17 protein-coding genes are annotated in these 16,195 nt (G+C 73.3%); 8 read left to right on the forward strand and 9 right to left on the reverse strand.

Going from position 1 to position 16,195, the window contains the following annotated elements; translation table 11 throughout:
- Positions 1-89: 89 nt before the first annotated feature.
- Both DEJ25_RS06405 and DEJ25_RS06410 read right to left on the reverse strand, forming a co-directional pair.
- Entirely contained in the window at positions 90-632 is a 543-nt protein-coding gene (locus DEJ25_RS06405; protein WP_110902317.1) for an adenine phosphoribosyltransferase, read from the reverse strand.
- Between the two features lie 133 nt (positions 633-765).
- Positions 766-1,011 carry a hypothetical protein gene (locus DEJ25_RS06410; RefSeq protein ID WP_110902318.1) on the reverse strand — a complete coding sequence of 82 codons (246 nt, stop codon included), beginning with the start codon at positions 1,009-1,011 and terminating at the stop codon, positions 766-768.
- Positions 1,012-1,845: 834 nt separating this feature from the next.
- On the opposite strand from DEJ25_RS06410, the gene DEJ25_RS06415 reads away from it, so the two are divergent.
- The gene (locus tag DEJ25_RS06415) at positions 1,846-2,859 is read left to right on the forward strand and encodes a glycoside hydrolase family 6 protein (RefSeq protein ID WP_111044151.1); all 1,014 of its coding nucleotides are present in this window, start codon (positions 1,846-1,848) and stop codon (positions 2,857-2,859) included.
- Positions 2,860-2,977: 118 nt separating this feature from the next.
- On the opposite strand, the gene DEJ25_RS06420 is transcribed toward DEJ25_RS06415, so the two are convergent.
- Both DEJ25_RS06420 and ybaK read right to left on the reverse strand, forming a co-directional pair.
- Positions 2,978-5,581: an ATP-dependent Clp protease ATP-binding subunit gene (locus tag DEJ25_RS06420; protein WP_111044152.1), complete on the reverse strand. Its 2,604-nt coding sequence runs from the start codon at positions 5,579-5,581 to the stop codon at positions 2,978-2,980.
- Positions 5,582-5,677: 96 nt separating this feature from the next.
- Positions 5,678-6,163 (reverse strand): Cys-tRNA(Pro) deacylase, encoded by a 486-nt coding sequence (gene ybaK, locus DEJ25_RS06425; protein ID WP_110902321.1) that lies wholly within the window; start codon positions 6,161-6,163, stop codon positions 5,678-5,680.
- A 67-nt stretch (positions 6,164-6,230) separates the two neighbouring features.
- Between ybaK and DEJ25_RS06430 the strand changes: the two genes are divergently transcribed.
- A complete protein-coding gene (locus DEJ25_RS06430) occupies positions 6,231-6,548 on the forward strand; it encodes a DUF6412 domain-containing protein (RefSeq protein ID WP_111044153.1) in 318 nt (105 codons plus the stop codon).
- A gap of 58 nt (positions 6,549-6,606) precedes the next feature.
- Positions 6,607-7,353, forward strand: a complete 747-nt coding sequence (locus tag DEJ25_RS06435) for a membrane protein insertase YidC (protein ID WP_110902323.1) — start codon at positions 6,607-6,609, stop codon at positions 7,351-7,353.
- A 61-nt stretch (positions 7,354-7,414) separates the two neighbouring features.
- Here the strand turns inward: DEJ25_RS06435 and DEJ25_RS06440 are convergent, their stop codons facing one another.
- Positions 7,415-7,684, reverse strand: coding sequence for a hypothetical protein (locus tag DEJ25_RS06440; protein ID WP_110902324.1), 270 nt, complete (start codon positions 7,682-7,684; stop codon positions 7,415-7,417).
- 87 nt (positions 7,685-7,771) lie between these two features.
- Between DEJ25_RS06440 and DEJ25_RS06445 the strand changes: the two genes are divergently transcribed.
- Both DEJ25_RS06445 and DEJ25_RS06450 read left to right on the forward strand, forming a co-directional pair.
- On the forward strand, positions 7,772-8,779 hold the full coding sequence (locus tag DEJ25_RS06445; protein ID WP_111044154.1) for a hypothetical protein: 1,008 nt from the start codon (positions 7,772-7,774) through the stop codon (positions 8,777-8,779).
- A gap of 256 nt (positions 8,780-9,035) precedes the next feature.
- On the forward strand, positions 9,036-10,427 hold the full coding sequence (locus DEJ25_RS06450; RefSeq protein ID WP_111044155.1) for an MFS transporter: 1,392 nt from the start codon (positions 9,036-9,038) through the stop codon (positions 10,425-10,427).
- A 10-nt stretch (positions 10,428-10,437) separates the two neighbouring features.
- Here DEJ25_RS06450 and DEJ25_RS06455 read toward each other — a convergent pair whose 3' ends face one another.
- Positions 10,438-10,896, reverse strand: coding sequence for an NUDIX domain-containing protein (locus tag DEJ25_RS06455; protein ID WP_111044156.1), 459 nt, complete (start codon positions 10,894-10,896; stop codon positions 10,438-10,440).
- Between the two features lie 23 nt (positions 10,897-10,919).
- On the opposite strand from DEJ25_RS06455, the gene DEJ25_RS06460 reads away from it, so the two are divergent.
- Positions 10,920-11,756 (forward strand): alpha/beta fold hydrolase, encoded by an 837-nt coding sequence (locus tag DEJ25_RS06460; protein ID WP_111044157.1) that lies wholly within the window; start codon positions 10,920-10,922, stop codon positions 11,754-11,756.
- A gap of 42 nt (positions 11,757-11,798) precedes the next feature.
- Here DEJ25_RS06460 and DEJ25_RS06465 read toward each other — a convergent pair whose 3' ends face one another.
- From DEJ25_RS06465 to DEJ25_RS06475, 3 genes are all read right to left on the reverse strand, one after another.
- Positions 11,799-12,833, reverse strand: a complete 1,035-nt coding sequence (locus DEJ25_RS06465) for an SGNH/GDSL hydrolase family protein (protein WP_181427362.1) — start codon at positions 12,831-12,833, stop codon at positions 11,799-11,801.
- A 153-nt stretch (positions 12,834-12,986) separates the two neighbouring features.
- Positions 12,987-13,340: a PRC-barrel domain-containing protein gene (locus DEJ25_RS06470; RefSeq protein WP_111044159.1), complete on the reverse strand. Its 354-nt coding sequence runs from the start codon at positions 13,338-13,340 to the stop codon at positions 12,987-12,989.
- 46 nt (positions 13,341-13,386) lie between these two features.
- Complete coding sequence (locus tag DEJ25_RS06475) at positions 13,387-14,370, reverse strand: glycosyltransferase family 9 protein (RefSeq protein ID WP_111044160.1); 984 nt, start codon at positions 14,368-14,370, stop codon at positions 13,387-13,389.
- A gap of 130 nt (positions 14,371-14,500) precedes the next feature.
- Between DEJ25_RS06475 and DEJ25_RS06480 the strand changes: the two genes are divergently transcribed.
- Together DEJ25_RS06480 and DEJ25_RS06485 are read left to right on the forward strand one after the other, a co-directional pair.
- Positions 14,501-15,049, forward strand: coding sequence for an HAD-IIIA family hydrolase (locus DEJ25_RS06480; protein ID WP_110902331.1), 549 nt, complete (start codon positions 14,501-14,503; stop codon positions 15,047-15,049).
- A complete protein-coding gene (locus DEJ25_RS06485; protein WP_110902332.1) occupies positions 15,046-16,137 on the forward strand; it encodes a glycosyltransferase family 9 protein in 1,092 nt (363 codons plus the stop codon). Before DEJ25_RS06480 ends, DEJ25_RS06485 begins: the two co-directional genes overlap by 4 nt.
- Positions 16,138-16,195: the final 58 nt, after the last annotated feature.

The raw sequence follows: 16,195 nt of genomic DNA on the forward strand, positions 1-16,195 counted from the left end.
GGGCTCGGCGGATGCTGCGGCGACTGACTCGGTCACGATGGTGGGGCTCCCTCGGTCTGGTGGTACGTCGATGGTAGTGGCGGGCCGGGTCAGGCGGGCACGCGGCCGAGCGTGGTCACGGGCAGGCGCGGCTCGAGGCGCTCCCGGCCGGACAGCCCGTCGAGTTCGAGCAGCGCGGCGAACCCGATCGCCTGGTACCCGGCACGCTCGAGCAGGGTCACGGTCGCGGCCGCGGTGCCGCCGGTGGCCAGGACGTCGTCGACGACGAGCACGCGGGTGCCGGGCTCGAGCTGGCCCGGGCGGAGTTCGAGTTCGGCCTCGCCGTACTCGAGCGCGTACTGCTCACTGAGGACCTCGCCAGGCAGCTTGCCGGCCTTGCGCACGGTGAGCACGCCGACCTGGTGCTGGGCGGCGATGCCGCCGGCCAGGGCGAACCCGCGGGCCTCGATCCCGGCGACGGCTTCGAAACCGGCGCCCACCGCGAAAGGCGCAGCGAGGGCCTCGCAGACGCGGCCGAAGGCGATCGGGTCGGCGAACACCGGCGTCACGTCGCGGAAGAGCACGCCCGGCTTCGGGAAGTCGGGGACGATCGTGGTGAGGCGCTCGACGAGAGCAGCCGCGGAGTCGGTCATGCACTCAACCGTACGGGGCTGGCAGCGTCCCGCCGTCCGGCGCGCTTGCACGGGTGGCGCCGGACGGGAGGCTCGCCACCGGCTGGTGCCGTGCCTCCCGTCCGGCGCTGGTCGCGACGGCTGCCCACGTCCGTCACCGCCACATGTGCATGGCCGCGCCGAGCATCACCCACTCGGCTTCTCGGCGCAGGCGGGCCTGTTCTTCGCGGTGCCGGCGGAGCTCGTCGGCCGGGTCGACCTCGTGCGGCTGCCGCCGGGTGCGACGGCTCCACACGATGAGGGCGAGTCCGATCCGGAGGGCGATCCGGTCCGGCAACGACACCCGGTGGGGTCGTCCCGTCGGCGGCCGCACGGGTCGGAGGAGGGTCTTCGATGACATGGTGGATTCCTGTTCGGAGAATGGATTCGAGTGCTCGAGAAAGGGTCGACGAATCGACCGGAGAACACCGTGGCGATGTCCCGGAAGGCGCGACAGTGCGACCTCGCAGAATGTCGTCAGGGCATTCCGGACGCATTGTCGGAAAGAGTGCGACCCGGCCGGGACGGTCGTGCACGAGTGCCGGACCTGCTGCCTAGCCGGAGGCGCGCCACGGCCGGACCAGCACCGCTCGCGGTCCAGCGCACCAGCCGGGCTCCAGCGCGCCGAGGCTCAGGCCCGGTCGGAGTCCCGGCTCAGGCTCAGGCTCAGGGCCCGCCAGGACTCAGCACGGAACGAGACCAGCACGGCGCTGGACTCAGCGCATCCCGCAGGGGCGAGGGAGACCGATCAGCAGGAACCGAGGACGGGACCGGTGGTTCCACGGACTGCACGGTACGGCGTCTGCATGGTGATCATTGTCGGCCCCCTTTCGGCGAGGTCTCTGCGGTACTGCTCTGAATCGGTACTGCTCTGAATCGGTACTGCTCTGAATCAGTACCGATCTGAATCAGTACTGCTCTGCATTCATCCGAACACATCCGTTCGGGCGTTCGCGACGAGTGAACACTATCCATGTCCGCGAGTGACGCGCAACCCTTTCCGGATTTCTCGTGCGGAATTGCATGGTGGAACACCTGAGCCAGCTCCGACCCGCCCGCACCACCGGACGAGCACGGCGCTCGCGCCCGGGTCAACCCCTCGTTCTGGAGATCGACCGCCACGCGGAGCACGGGTTCCGATGGTCCACGGTCGGCGGTACGTGCAGGGCGTCCCCCCGACCTCGGAGGGGAACCGATGCACACCAGGATCCGAGCACGCGTCGCAGCCGTGCTCATCGCGACGGCCACGATCACCGGGACGATCGCACTGCGCACTTCGGACGGAGCCGTCGCCGCCGTGCCACCGCTCACCAGCGCCACCATCAGGACCGCGGCCACGACCGAGGTCTTCGCGGGCGGCCTCACCGTGCAGCCGGACAGCCAGCCCGCCCTGGCCGCGGCGAAGCTCGCCGCCGAGGGGCGGACCACCGAGGCGGCCGCTGCCCGCACGATCGCCGCCCGACCGATCGCGACCTGGCTCGGTGAGTGGTACACCGGCGGCCTGCTCGACCGGGTCGTCGCTCGCAACCTGGCCGTCGCCGAGAAGGCCGGGACCACCCCGGTGTTCGTGACCTACGCGGTGCCGAACCGGGACTGCGGCGGTCACTCCGCCGGCGGGCTCGGTGCCGCCGACTACACGGCGTGGAACCAGCAGATCGCCGCCGACCTCCGCGGGCACCGGGCGGTCGTGCTCGTCGAGCCGGATTCGCTCTCGCACCTCGCGACGTGCACGAGTGAGCGTGACACACGACCCGGGCTGATCGCGTCCGCCGTCCGTGCGTTCACGGCCGCCGGCGTTCCGACCTACCTCGACGGCGGCAACGAGAACTGGAACACGCCGGCACTGCAGGCCTCGTACCTGCGGCAGGCCGGGGTCGCGGACGCACGCGGGTTCTTCACGAACGTGTCGAACTTCTACGGGGTGGACGGGGAGCGGGCCTACGCCGACCGCGTGAGTGCCCTGACGGGTGGGTCGCACTACGTCATCGACACCTCGCGCAATGGCCGCGGGTGGTCCGGGTCGTGGTGCAACCCGCCGGGTGCCGGTCTCGGCCGGGTACCGCACGCGACCGGCGGCACGACGGCACTGGACGCACTGCTCTGGGTCAAGACGCCCGGGGCGAGCGACGGGACGTGCAACGGCGGGCCTGCCGCGGGTTCGTGGTTCGCGGCGTACGCGGTCGACCTGGTCGCCGACGCGCGGCAGTAGTCGACACCGGCCGGGAGGCGCACCCCGCCGGACGACGAACGGCCCGGACGACGAACGATCGGGACGACGAACGGCCCGGCCCCCGCATGGGGACCGGGCCGTCAGGACCGGGATCGGATCAGACCGTGGCGGGCGTGCCGACCAGTGCGACGAGCGCCCCGTCGACGACGTCGACCCGGACGGTGTCACCCTCGTCGACCGACCCGTCGACCACGAGCTCCGCGATCCGGTCGTCGACCTCGCGTTGGATCAGCCGGCGGAGCGGACGGGCGCCGTACTCGGGCTCGTACCCGTGCTCGGCGAGCCAGTCCGTGGCGGCGTCGGAGACCGACAGGACCATGCCCTGCGCGGCCAGACGGAACGCGGTGTCCTGCAGGAGCAGCGACACGATCGACCGCAGCTGTCCGCGCTCGAGCTTGCGGAAGAGCACGATCTCGTCGATGCGGTTGATGAACTCCGGTCGCATCGACTCGCGGAGCTTGCCCATCACCCGCTTGCGCAGGTCGTCCTCCTGGTAGCCGAACGGGTCGGTGCCGCCGTCGGTCGCGACGGAGAACCCGAGCGCACCCGAGCGGGACGCCAGGAACTCGGAGCCGATGTTCGAGGTCATGATGACGACCGTGTTCCGGAAGTCGACCGTCCGGCCCTGACCGTCGGTGAGCCGTCCGTCGTCGAGCACCTGCAGCAGCAGGTTGAACACGTCCGGGTGTGCCTTCTCGACCTCGTCGAGCAGGATCACCGAGTACGGGTTCCGACGGACACGCTCGGTCAGCTGTCCGGCCTCGTCGTAGCCGACGTACCCCGGAGGGGCACCGACCAGCCGCGAGACCGTGTGGCGCTCGCCGAACTCGCTCATGTCGAAGCGGAGCATCGCCGACTCGTCACCGAACAGTGACGAGGCCAGCGCCTTGGCGAGTTCGGTCTTGCCGACGCCGGTCGGACCGAGGAACAGGAAGCTGCCGACCGGACGACGGGGGTCGCCCATGCCGGTCCGGCTGCGCCGGACCGCCTTCGCGATCGCGCGCACGGCGTCGTCCTGACCGACCACACGGTCGTGCAGTTCCGATTCCAGGGCGGCGAGTCGGGTCTTGTCGGCGGAGCCGAGGCGGCTCACCGGGATGCCGGTGGCACGCGACACCACGGCGGCGATGTCCGCCTCGGTGATCACGTCGTCGACCGGCTGCGGACGGGTGGCGGCGGCGACGCCACCGGTGGTGGCGGCGGCGATGCGGGCCTCCAGTCCGGCGATCTCGTCGCGGAGGTCGGACGCCTCTTCGTACTGTTCCTCGGCGACGGCGCGGTCCTTCCGGGCCGTGAGTTCGGCGACCTGGGTACGGAGCGTGTCGACGTCGACGTCGCCCGAGCGGGCGAGACGGCGGCGGGCACCGGCCTGGTCGATGAGGTCGATCGCCTTGTCCGGCAGGTGCCGGTCGGTGACGTAGCGGTGGGAGAGTTCGACGGCGGCGCGGATGGCGTCGTCGGCGTAGGTCACGCCGTGGTGCTCGGCGTAGCGGGGGCTGAGGCCGGTGAGGATCGCGACGGCGTCCTCCACGCTGGGCTCCCCCACCGTGACCGGCTGGAAGCGGCGCTCGAGCGCCGCGTCCTTCTCGATCCGGCGGTACTCGTTCAGCGTCGTCGCGCCGACCAGGTGCAGGTCGCCCCGGGCCAGACGCGGCTTGAGGATGTTCCCGGCGTCCATCGACCCGCCCTCGCCACCGCCACCGGCACCGACGACGGTGTGGAGTTCGTCGACGAACACGATGAGCTCCTCCGAGTGCGCGGCGATCTCGTCCATGGCCTTCGTCAGACGCTCCTCGAAGTCACCGCGGTAGCGGGTGCCGGCGAGCATGCCGGGCAGGTCGAGTGCGACGACGCGCTTGCCCTGCAGCAGGGCCGGGACGTCGCCCTCGACGATGCGCTGGGCGAGACCCTCGACGATGGCGGTCTTGCCGACGCCGGGCTCACCGATGAGGACGGGGTTGTTCTTGGTGCGGCGGAGCAGGATCTCGACCGCCTGCTCGATCTCGTCGGCTCGGCCGATCACCGGGTCGATGCGACCCTCGCGGGCGCGGGCGGTGAGGTCGGTGCCGTACTGGTCCAGCGTCGGGGTCTCCGACTGCTGGTCCTGCTGGGCGGTGGTGCCGGGCATGGGACGCCCCTCTCGTGCGGCCTCGGCCGCCTCTTGTGCGTAGGACTGCATCACCTGCGGGGTGACACCGGCGCTCGCGAGCAACTGGCCCGCGACCGTGTCCTGGTCCGTGACGAGCGCGAAGAAGACGTGCTCGGGGTCCGTGTACGTGCTGCCGAACCCGCGGGCCGCCTGAGTGGCCTCGAGCAGGATCCGCTGCGCGGACGAGGTCAGTGCGGGACGGCCCTCGACCGCCTCGCCCGAGGGCATCGGCAGGCGCTGCTCGACCTCGGCGGCGAAGCGCTCCGGGTCGGCGCCCGCAGAGCGCAGGACGGCCGCGAAGGGCTCGGTGCCGACGAGCACGTGCAGGACGTGCAGGGCGTCGATCTCGTGCTGCCCCTGCTCGACCGCGTAGGTCGCCGTCTGCTGGAGCAGCTCGTGGGTACGACGGCTGAGGAGCCGCGTGATGTCGACCGGTCGTCCGAACGGCATGGACCGCTGGGACTGGCCGGGGTTCTGTGAGGCCGCGAGCAGTCGTGCGAGGAACTCGTCGAACGAGTCGTTGCCGCCGGTCGGGCCGAACGTCTGTGGCAAAGGGACCTCCTGAGGAACTTGAGTGCCTTCGGCTCAATGCAACGCAGGGGGACCGTGCTCATTCCCGGTCAGAGGAAGAACTTGCGGCGGATCGACTCAACTCCGGGCGATGGGCGCCGTGCTCGCATCCGTGACCCGCACCAGGTCCGCCGGCGACAACTCGATGTCGAAGCCGCGGCGACCCCCGGACACGAAGATCGTCGGGTGCTCGGACGCCGAGGCGTCGAGCACCGTGCGCAGGCGCGTCTTCTGCCCGACGGGACTGATGCCACCGACGACGTACCCGGTCCGCCGCTCTGCCAGGGACGGGTCAGCGAGCGAGGCCTTCTTGCCGCCGACCGCCGCCGCGATCGCCTTGAGGTCCAGACGGTCGGCCACCGGAACGATCGCCACGGCCAGGTCGCCGTCGACCGACACGACGAGCGTCTTGAACACCTGCTCCTCGCGGAGCCCGAGCGCCGCGGCAGCCTCTTCCCCGAAGTTCGTCGCGCTCTCGTGGTGCTCGTAGACGTGCGGCGTGAACGGCACGCCCGCCCGCTCCAGCGCGAGCGTCGCCGGGGTGCTCGGGGAAGCTGCGCTCATGCCCCGATCCTGCCCCGGTCGACCGTCACGGCCTCGGAGCCACGCGGGCGCTACGCTGAGCCGCACCATGACCGTCATCGAGGTGCTGCTCCGCGGGCTCTCCGCCGTGCACGGCCTCGACCCCGCGGCACTCGGCTCGCTGCCGGCGCTGACCGCCGCCGCACTCGGGCTCGGCGCGGTCGGCATCACCGTGACCGCGCTCGCCGCGCTCGCCGCGGCACTGCTCGTCCTCCGACTGGTCGCGGTCCTGACGGGAGTCGGCGCTCCGGGCGCACCGCGGGCCTCCCGGACGACGCCGGACCTCGTGACCCGGATCGCCTGGAGCGACCCCGACGCCGACGGGCACCCGCGACCGCGGGCACCGGGAGCCGCCCCGGCGGTCTGACACCGATCGGTGTCGGGGCCGCAGACGCTCCCGACCCTCCGATCGAAGGACCTCCGTCATGGACATCACCACCCTGCCCGGCCTCAGCACACTGCTGCGCGCCGGTTCCGCACTCGTCACCAGCCTCACCGACCTGCTCACCCCCGTCGCCGGGACGGCCGCCGCGACGCTCGCCGTGGTCCTGCTGACCGTGGCCGTCCGGGTGCTCCTCGTCCCCCTCGCCGTCCTGCAGGTGCGCGCCGAACGGGATCGGCGTCGTCTGGCCCCCCGGATCGCGGAGCTCCGCCGACGGGCGGGGCAGGACACCGCCCGGTTCCAACGATCCCTGCAGGAGCTGTACACGAGCGAACGGGTGTCGCCACTCGCCGGGTGCCTGCCGGTGCTCGCACAGGCGCCGGTCGTGTCGCTGCTGTACACGCTGTTCACCCACGCGAGCATCGACGGCACCGTGAACACCCTGCTGCGGGCCACCCTGGCCGGCATCCCCTTGGCACAGTCCGCGGTGGCGGTCGTCACGTCGCCGCTGTGGGTCCACGCCTGGGTGGTGCTCCTGCTGCTCCTCGCCCTGGCGGTCGTCGTCGAGCTGACCCGGCGGGCCCAACTCCACTGGAACCCGGTCCCCCCGGCCGGCCCGGTCGATCCGGGTCTGCCCGGCACGGCGGCGATGACCGGGATCGCCCGGTGGGTGCCGTTCGTCTCGGTCGGGTTCGCCGCGATCGCGCCCCTGGCCGCCGCCCTGTACGTCCTGACGAGTGCGGTGTGGACGCTCGGCGAGCGGGCGGTGCTGCGGCGGGTGCTCCGGTAGCGGGCGTGGGCGCGGTCGGACCGGCCGCCCTGCCGCGGCCGCCCCGGCGGCCCGGTCGGCTCTAGCCGCCCTGGCCCTCCTGCTGCGGCCCCTGGTCGACCGGGTCGTACTCGGTGTCGCGGCCCTGCTCCTCCTCCGGCAGCGGGACGTGCCGCTCGGTGCCGCTGCCACCCGGGCTCGTCGCGACGTAGTCGGCCTCGCCGGACTGCGTGTCGTGGCTCAGCGGTTCGAGCGTCTCCTCGTCGACGTCCTGCGGTGTCGAACCGGTGGCGTCGGCGGGGACGGCGGGGTCTGTCTGGTCGGCGGCCTGGTCGTTCTGCGCATCGGTCATCCCTCGGGCGTACTCCCCCCGGTCTGGGTGCGCGCCGTCGGCGTACCGGTGGCAGCATGACAGCAGGCGTGACGACGAGGAGCGCGCATGAGCCGGACCGACGACGACGCGGCAGCACGAGCGCGTCTCGAACACATCGCCTGGGGCGCAGGGTCGACCCCGGCGGACGCGGCGCGCGCCCGCATCGCGCTGGCGGACCTCGACCGGGAGGCACGCAGACGGCCCGTCACGACCGTCGCCCCCGCCGCGGGGCCGCGTCGGGGTCGTCGTCCTGGTGCGCAGGTCGTCGCGGCTGCTGCGCCGGGCGTTCCGAGCGCGGCACCGGTCGTTCCCGAGGCTGCCCCCGCCCCGGACGTCGCGACCACCCCGGACGTCGCGCCGACGATCCGGACCGCCGGGCCCGACGTCCACCCGACCGGGAGGACGGAGCCCGGAGACGACACCGGCGACGCCGGAGACGCCCCGTCGTCGGTGACCGACGGTGTCGAGCGCGACCAGCCGTCCGGGGCGACCGCCGACGGACGTCGTGGGGCGGGCCTCCCGGTCGGCGGCCTCGCCCACCGTGCCCGGGAGGTGTTCGGGCGGGTCCGGCGGACCGACCGGACCGTGCTGTGGGCGCTCGGGGGCGCCGCCGTCGTGATCGGCCTGGTCGCGGGGACGGGCGTCGGCCTGTCGATCGGGACCCGCAGCACCGCCGAGCCGGCGACCACGGTGACGACGCCAGCAGCGGGGACGGTGACGCTCGAGCAGATGCTCGACCTGCCGCAGACCTACGCCGACCAGCTGCCCGGCGGCATGGACGCGCCGGTGTCGCTGCACACCACCCGACTCGTGTTCACGAACCGGTCGCTGGCCGGCGACGACGCGGCGACGCCCTGGAACGTCTGGGCCGGCGTCGGACGGGACAGCTCGACGATCTGCCTCGTGGCGACGGCCGACCGTCGGCAGGGCACGAGCGCCTGCTACCCCCGGGACGACGCCCTGCACGGGGCGGTCTCGCTCTCCGACACCTCGTCGAGCGGCACGCTCTGGCTGCGGGTCGTGGGTGGCGCGGTCCGTGGCACCGTGACGAGCTCGCCCGCGCCGCTGTACTGATCCGCGGGCACGCTCCGCCCCCCCCACCCCCCGAGAGGCCGGGCATTGGAGCGCTCCTGAGAGCATCGCGAGAACGACCTGGGGGTCCTCGCGTGATCGACGCGGGCCGTGCAACACTGGGTGGAGCGCACTCGCCGTGGAGTGGCCAGAACCACATCTCCACATCCCCGCCCACCACCCGCGAGCGCGCCCCGACCGGTCGAACACCCCGTCGTTCCCGCGCGCTCCTCGCACGTCCTCGAGGAGGTCAGCCGCCGTGTCCACCACCAGCAACCGAACCGTCCAGCCGCACACGACGCCGATCACCGTCACGACGTCGTCGGTGATCGGGATCGCCGTCCTCGGCCTCGCCACGTTCTTCGCCATCACCACCGAACTGATGCCGGTCGGCCTGCTCGGCACCATGAGCGAGGACCTCGGCGTCACCGAGTCCACCATGGGCATCGTCATCACGGTGTACGCGGCGGCCGTCGCCCTGCTCGCACTCCCCCTGACCTCGCTCACCGCGAAGCTCCCCCGGAAGACGGTCCTCGTCGCGACCCTCGTCGGCTACACGGTGTCGAACGCGCTCGTCGCCCTGGCCCCGTCCTTCGCCGTGGTCTGCGCCGGACGCGTGGTCGGCGGCATCGCGCACGCCCTGTTCTTCTCGGTCGCCTCGGCCTACGCCACTCGGATCGTCCCGCCCCGGCTCGCCGGCCGCGCCATCGCGTTCGTCTACTCCGGCAGCTCACTCGGCTTCGTGATCGGCGTCCCCCTCGCCACCGGCGTCGGGCAGTCCGTCGGGTGGCGCCCTGCCGTCGGCGGCGTCGCGGCGTGCGCCGCACTGCTCGCCGTCGTGGCCGCGGTGTGCCTGCCCGCCGTCCGCGGAGCCGCGTCGCCGCACGTCGGCTCGCCGAAGGCCTGGGCGCGCACCGGACTGCTGTCGGTCGTCGTCGCCGACCTGCTGCTCTTCGCCGGGCACTACGTCGTGTACACGTACATCGGCCCGTACGTCGTCGACGCCGGACTCGACGTCGGCATGGTCTCGGGCGCCCTGCTCGTCCTCGGCGGCACCGGCGTGATCGGCCTCTGGCTGGCCGGGGTGTTCGTCGACCGGGCTCCCCGCCGGACGCTGATCGCCGCGATCGCCGCGATGGCCGCCGCGTTCGTCGTGATGCCGTTCGCGCACGGATCCCTGGTCGGCACGATGGCCGTCGCCGGCGTCTGGATGGCGGCGAACGGCACGACCGGAACGCTGTTCATGGCCGCCGCCATCCGCACCGGTGGGGTCAGTCCGGAGATCGCAGGTGCCCTGGTCAACGGGGCCTCGAACATCGGCATCGCCGGCGGTGCCGCGATCGGCGGCCAGGTGCTCGGTCTGTCGGGACTGCAGACGCTGCCGTTCGCGGGGGCGCTGGTCCTGGTCGCGGGGCTCTCCGTCGTGGCCTTCGCCAAGCGCGGCTTCCCGGTGCACGCCACGACGCAGCCGCACCTCAGCACGTCGTCGATCCACGTGCTGACGTCGTCGCTCGCCGTCGTCACGAGCTCGATCCCGACCGTCAGCCGGGCGATCCAGACCGTCACCGGGTCCGTCGCCACGGTGCACCGTGCCGCGACCGCGTCCATCCAGACCGCCACGGGGTCGGTTCGGACCGTCCGCGAGCGGTAGCCGGCAGCGCTCAGCCGCGGTACGCCAGGGCGTCGAGTGCGGCAACCTGACCGGCGACGACGAGTCCTCGCGCCTCGGCGAGCGGCACCCAGCGGGCATCGTCGACCTCGGGAACCTCGACGGAACGGCCCGATCCGCGGGGCAGTTCCAGCGACACGGTGTTGCTCCGGACGACCTCGACCACGAAGTCCGGTGCGTCGAGGGTCCAGACCGTCACGACCTTGCCGGACGCCTGCCGGAAGTCGCCGAGCAGTTCCGGTGTGCCGCCGGGGGCGGGGACGCCGATCTCCTCGCCGAACTCGCGGAGGGCCGTCGCCAGCGTGTCCTCCCCCGCCTCGATCTCCCCCTTCGGGATCGACCACGCGCGCGGACGTCGACGCCAGAACGGGCCGCCCATGTGGGCGACGAAGACCTCGAGCGAGGGGCCGGTGCCGCGGTGCAGCAGCAGTCCGGCAGAGCGAGGGGGCACGGTCGGAGACTACCCTCGCGCGCATGCAGACCATCGAGCTCGGTGACGGCCGTTCCGTCCTGGTCGACGACACTGCTGCCGACCACGGCGCCGACGGCGGCCGGCCGACGCTCGTCTGGCACCACGAGTCTCCCCACACCGGTGTGCTCTTCGAACCGCTGCGGAGCGCCGCCACCGACCGGGGCCTGCGCCTGGTCGCCGTCACCCGCCCCGGGTACGGCGGGGCCGACCCGCTGCCGGGTCGGCGGGTCGCCGACGGCGCACACGACCTCGAGCAGGTGCTCGACGCCCTCGGCATCGACCGCGTCGCCGCGCTCGGTGGCTCCGGCGGCGGACCGCACGCCCTCGCCGCTGCGGCCCTCCTGCCGGACCGGGTCGCCGCGGTCGCGACCCTCGCCTCGCCCGCTCCCTTCGACGACTCGCCCACCTGGTGGGACGGCATGGCAGACGACGGCGGCCTCCGCGCCGCCACCGCCGGACGCCAGGCCCGCATCACCTGGGCAGCCTCCGCCGCCTTCGACCCGTCCCAGTTCGTCGACACCGACTGGGCCGCCCTCCACGGTGACTGGGCCGCACTGGGGCAGGACGCGACGGCGGCGGGCGGGTCGGGCCTCCAGGGCGGGGTCGACGACGACGTGGCGTTCGTGACGGACTGGGGGTTCGCCCTGTCGGCGGTCACGGTGCCGACGTTCCTGGTGCACGGCAGGCGGGACCGGGTCGTCCCGGTGGCGCACGGCCGAGCGCTGGCCGAGGCGATGCCCGGGGCGGCGTACGAGGAGCGTCCGGACGACGGCCACATCGCGGTCCTGTCGACGGTGCCGACGCTGATGGACCGCCTCGCCGAGGTCCTGCGCGCCTGAGATGCCCGACGGCGCCGCGACCCGTCCTGCAGCAGCAGGACGTCAGCCGAGGAGCTCGCGGAGTTCCGCGTCGAGCCGGCCGGTCAGGTACCGGACTCCGGCGGTGTTCGGGTGCAGCGCTCCGGGCTCGAGGTCGATGCTGCTGAACCCGCCGAACGAGTCGAGCGAGACCCCTGACACGTACGCGCCGGACCGGGCGCAGGCCGAGTGGGCCTGGGTCGTGTCGAAGACGTCGACGAAGCGGACCCCGGCGGCGCGGGCGGCGGACTGCCCGACCTCGTCGAGCTGCTCCTGGATCCCGTGCAGCCACCGGACGTCGGTGTCGGTGAAGGGGTACGTGTCCGAAGGGAACCGACCGGCGAGGGTGCCGAGGTCGACGGCAGGCCGGAAGCACCCGCGTTCCGGGGTGTGATCGGCGTCGGGGAAGATCGCCGGGTACCCGACCAGGAGGACCGTGGCGTTCGGGGCCGCCCGACGGATGTCCGCCAGCGTCTCCGCGATGCCCAGGGCGACGCGGCTCTCGATCTTCGCCCCGAGGGTGTCGACCCCGTCGACGTCGAGCGTGCTCCGGCACGATGGTGCGTTCTTGCCGGAGAAGACCGGCCCGGAGGCCGACAGCGCCATGCACGATGCAGCGGTGCCGAACAGGTCGGCGTCGTTGCCACCGATGGTCAGGGTGACGAGCCGGGTGGAGTCGGACAGGGCCTCGATCTGCGGCGGTGCGCCACGCCACTGCGTGCGCTCCCGGACGTCCTCGCTGGTCGCTCCGGCGCACGTGACATCCGTCAGGGCGAGCCCGAACCGTGCTGCGATGCGGTGCGGGTAGTCCCGGCCGGACTGCGCGCAGGCACCGACCGGCAGACCCGTCGGGTTCGCCAGCCCGTACCCGGCCGAGTACGAGTCGCCGAGTGCGACGTACTCGCTGCCCGGCGGCAGGTCCGTCAGTGTCTCGGGCGGGTCCTCGGTCGCCGGGAAGGGCTGCGGGACCGGCCACTGCGGCGCGGCGACCGCGGCCTGCGGGATGAGCGCTCCTCCCGGTCCACCCACCAGGGCCACACCCGTGAGCACGACGGACACCACGAGCGTGTGCACCACACGGGTGGCGCGCTCGCGGGCACGGGACGGACGGCGCAGGGTGGGCTCCGGGAGGTTCGGGTCAGGGTCGAGCGGACCAGGCTAGCCGGTCGCGCTCGACCCTCCCTGGAACGACGCCGGTCCGGTGGAAAGGACTCAGCGCCGCCCGAGACGACGCTCGCCGCCGACGCCGGCCTGGTAGTCGAGGCCGTAGTGCTGGAAGAGCTCCGGCTCGGTCGCCGCGTCGAGCTCGCCGTCGGTCGCGATCGAGGGCGCGTCCTTCACGGTCTTCTTGTCGAACGTCACGAGCAGGTGCTTCGGCGCGACGGCGGCGCCGACGAGCGGCACGAACACGAGCTTCTTGCCCACGACGCCCGTGGTCACCGCCCCGAAGGCCGGCTGCTGCGTCGCGGTGTCGTAGTAGATGCTCTCGAGGTTGCCGATCTTGTCCTCCTGGGCGTCGACGACCGGCAGGCCGATCCAGTCCCGGATGTTGGCTGCTTCGAACACGGCGGCTCCCTTCGACGGCCGGACCGTCCGTGCCGTCGGATCGACGCTACCGATCGGCGCTGGGTGCGGTGACGGCGGGCGTCACGCGCAGTCCGTCGACCGCAGCGAGGACGTCGTCCGCGCTGACGGCGAGGATGGCCGGGTCCGGGTCCTCGGCGAAGACGTCGCCGCGGCGGACGGACGCGTCGGTGAGCACCACGTGCGGACCCGACGAGGGTGGCCCCCAGGCCTCGGGTGGCGCCGGCCCGAAGAGCACGACCGAGGGGATCCCGTAGGCGGAGGCCAGGTGCGCCGCTCCCGTGTCGACGGTGACCAGGAGGCTCGCGGCGGCCACGACGGCGGCGAACGGCTGCAGGTCCAGACGTCCGGCGAGGACCGCCGAGTCGTCGAGCCCGGCCAGCTCGGCGACAGCCAGCGCGCGCTCGACGTCGTCCGCGCCTCCCGTCAGGACCACGTGGTGCCCGCGGGCGACGAGTCCGCGGACCACGTCGGCGAACCGGTCGACTGGCCAGTGTCGGGCGCCGTGGAAGGCGCCGACGTGCACGACCGCGGCACCGCGCACGACAGCGGGAACGGCCGGGACCGCGATCGACACGTCGTCCGGGTCGGCGGGCATGCCGTGGGCGGTCATGAGACCCGCCCACCGGGCGCGTTCGTGGACGTCGTGCCGCCACTCCGGACCGTCGGGGGCGCCGTGGCCGATCACGCGACGCGCCTGCAGCGCGTCGATGAGGTCGCCCGACTCAGGTCCGGCACCGTGCAGGTTCACGGCGACGTCGACGACGCCGGTCGGCACGTGGATCGGGTGGTCCAGGCCGTGCTGGGCGAGGTGGACGTCGACGTCGGTGACGAGCTCGACGACCGGGGCGAGCCAGGCGGTCGTGGCGAGGGTGATGCGGTGCCCCGGGAAGGCCCGGCGGAGGGCGTGCAGCGCGGGCACGGCGACGAGGAGGTCGCCGAGCTTGATCGCCCGGAGCACGACGAGCTCGGGGCGGCCGTCGGACGGGGGCAGGGTGGGTACGGCGGTCACGTGGACCGACGCTACCGGGACGAGACCGTCCCGTCCGCGGGAGGCAGCACCCTGTCCACCGCGCGCCACGGCTCGCCACGGTTCCGGCACCGGTTGGGCACGAGCGCCGCCGTGCCGGTAGAGAAGGGGTGTGGCTCTCTCCGACCGTCCGCTCCGCGGCGTGCTCTTCGACCGCGACGACACCCTGGTGGTGGACGTTCCCTACAACGCCGATCCGGAACGGGTCGTGCCCGTGGCGGGTGCGGCCGACGCGGTCGCCGCGGCCCGCGCCGCCGGCCTCGCCGTCGGTGTCGTCACCAACCAGTCCGCGATCGCGAAGGGCCTGGCGACCCGGGACCAGGTCGACGCGACGAACGCCCGCGTCGACGAACTCGTCGGGCCCTTCGACGTGTGGGAGGTCTGCCCGCACGACCGCGGCGATGACTGCGCCTGCCGGAAGCCGCGACCGGGCATGGTGCTCGCCGCGGCGGACCGGCTCGGGCTCGACGCCGCCGACCTGGTCGTGATCGGGGACATCGGTGCCGACGTCGGTGCTGCCGTGGCTGCGGGTGCCCAGGGGATCCTCGTGCCGACCGACCGCACCATGCCCGCCGAGGTCGAGGCCGCCACCACCGTCGCCGGCTCGATCGAGGAGGCCGTGGCCCTGGTGCTCGCACGGGCCGCGGGAGGGGCCTCGTGAGCGGGCCGAGCGGTCGCCGTGTGCTCGTCGCGCGGCTCGACTCGTTCGGGGACGTGCTGGTCGCCGGCCCCGCCGTCCGAGCCGTCGCCGCCGGGGCGGACCACGTCACGCTGCTGTGTGGTCCGCAGGGCTCCCCCGCCGGCGCACTGCTGCCCGGCGTCGACTCGCTCCGGGTCTGGGCGGCGCCCTGGGTCACCGAGACCGTCCGGCCGCTCGACGACGCCGTCCTCGCCGAGTTCCGCGCGCTCGTCGCCGAGGAGCGACCCGACGAGGCGGTCGTCCTGACGTCCTTCCACCAGTCGCCGCTGCCGCTCGCGATGCTCCTGCGGCTCGCCGGGGTCCGCCGGGTGTCCGGTGCCTCGGTCGACCACCCCGGCTCGCTGCTCGACGTCCGACTGCGGCCCGGTGAGGACCTGCCCGAGGACGTCCCCGAACCCGAACGGGCGCTGCGCATCGTGGCGGCCGCGGGCTTCGTGCTCCCCGACGGCGACGACGGTCGGCTCCGGGTGCGGCACGACGACGACGCGGTGTTGCCCGACGAGGTGGCGGCACTCGACCGGTACGTCGTCGTGCACCCCGGCGCCAGTGTGGAGGCCCGCTCCTGGCCGCCCTCCGCCCACCGCGAGCTCGTGGCCGCCTACGACCGACTCGGTGTCCCCGTCGTGGTGACCGGTTCGCCCGGCGAGAAGGACCTCACCGCGGAGGTGGCCGGCACCACCGGCATCGACCTCGGCGGTCGCACCACCCCCGCGGTGCTCGCCACGGTCCTGGCCGGGGCCGAGGTCGTCGTCGTCGGCAACACCGGCCCGGCGCACCTCGCCGCTGCCGTCGGTGCCCGGATCGTCTCGCTGTTCTCGCCCGTCGTGCCGGCCGTGAAGTGGGCGCCGTACGCCGAACACGTGGAACTGCTCGGCGACCAGGACGCGCCCTGCCGGCTCTCACGGGCCCGCGAGTGCCCCGTCCCGGGACACCCGTGCCTGGCCCGAGTCACCGTCGACGACGTGCTCGCGGCCCACGAACGGCTCGTCGGATGCGCTCTGCGGACGAACGACGACTCCCTGCGAGCAGCACCAGAGACCCGTGCGTAGCGTGCGGCACTGCTTCTCCTTCTGCTCCTCCTCCTCCTGATCGACAGCGACCGAAAGG

The sequence above is a fragment of the Curtobacterium sp. MCPF17_011 genome (assembly GCF_003234145.1).
GTDB lineage: Bacteria > Actinomycetota > Actinomycetes > Actinomycetales > Microbacteriaceae > Curtobacterium.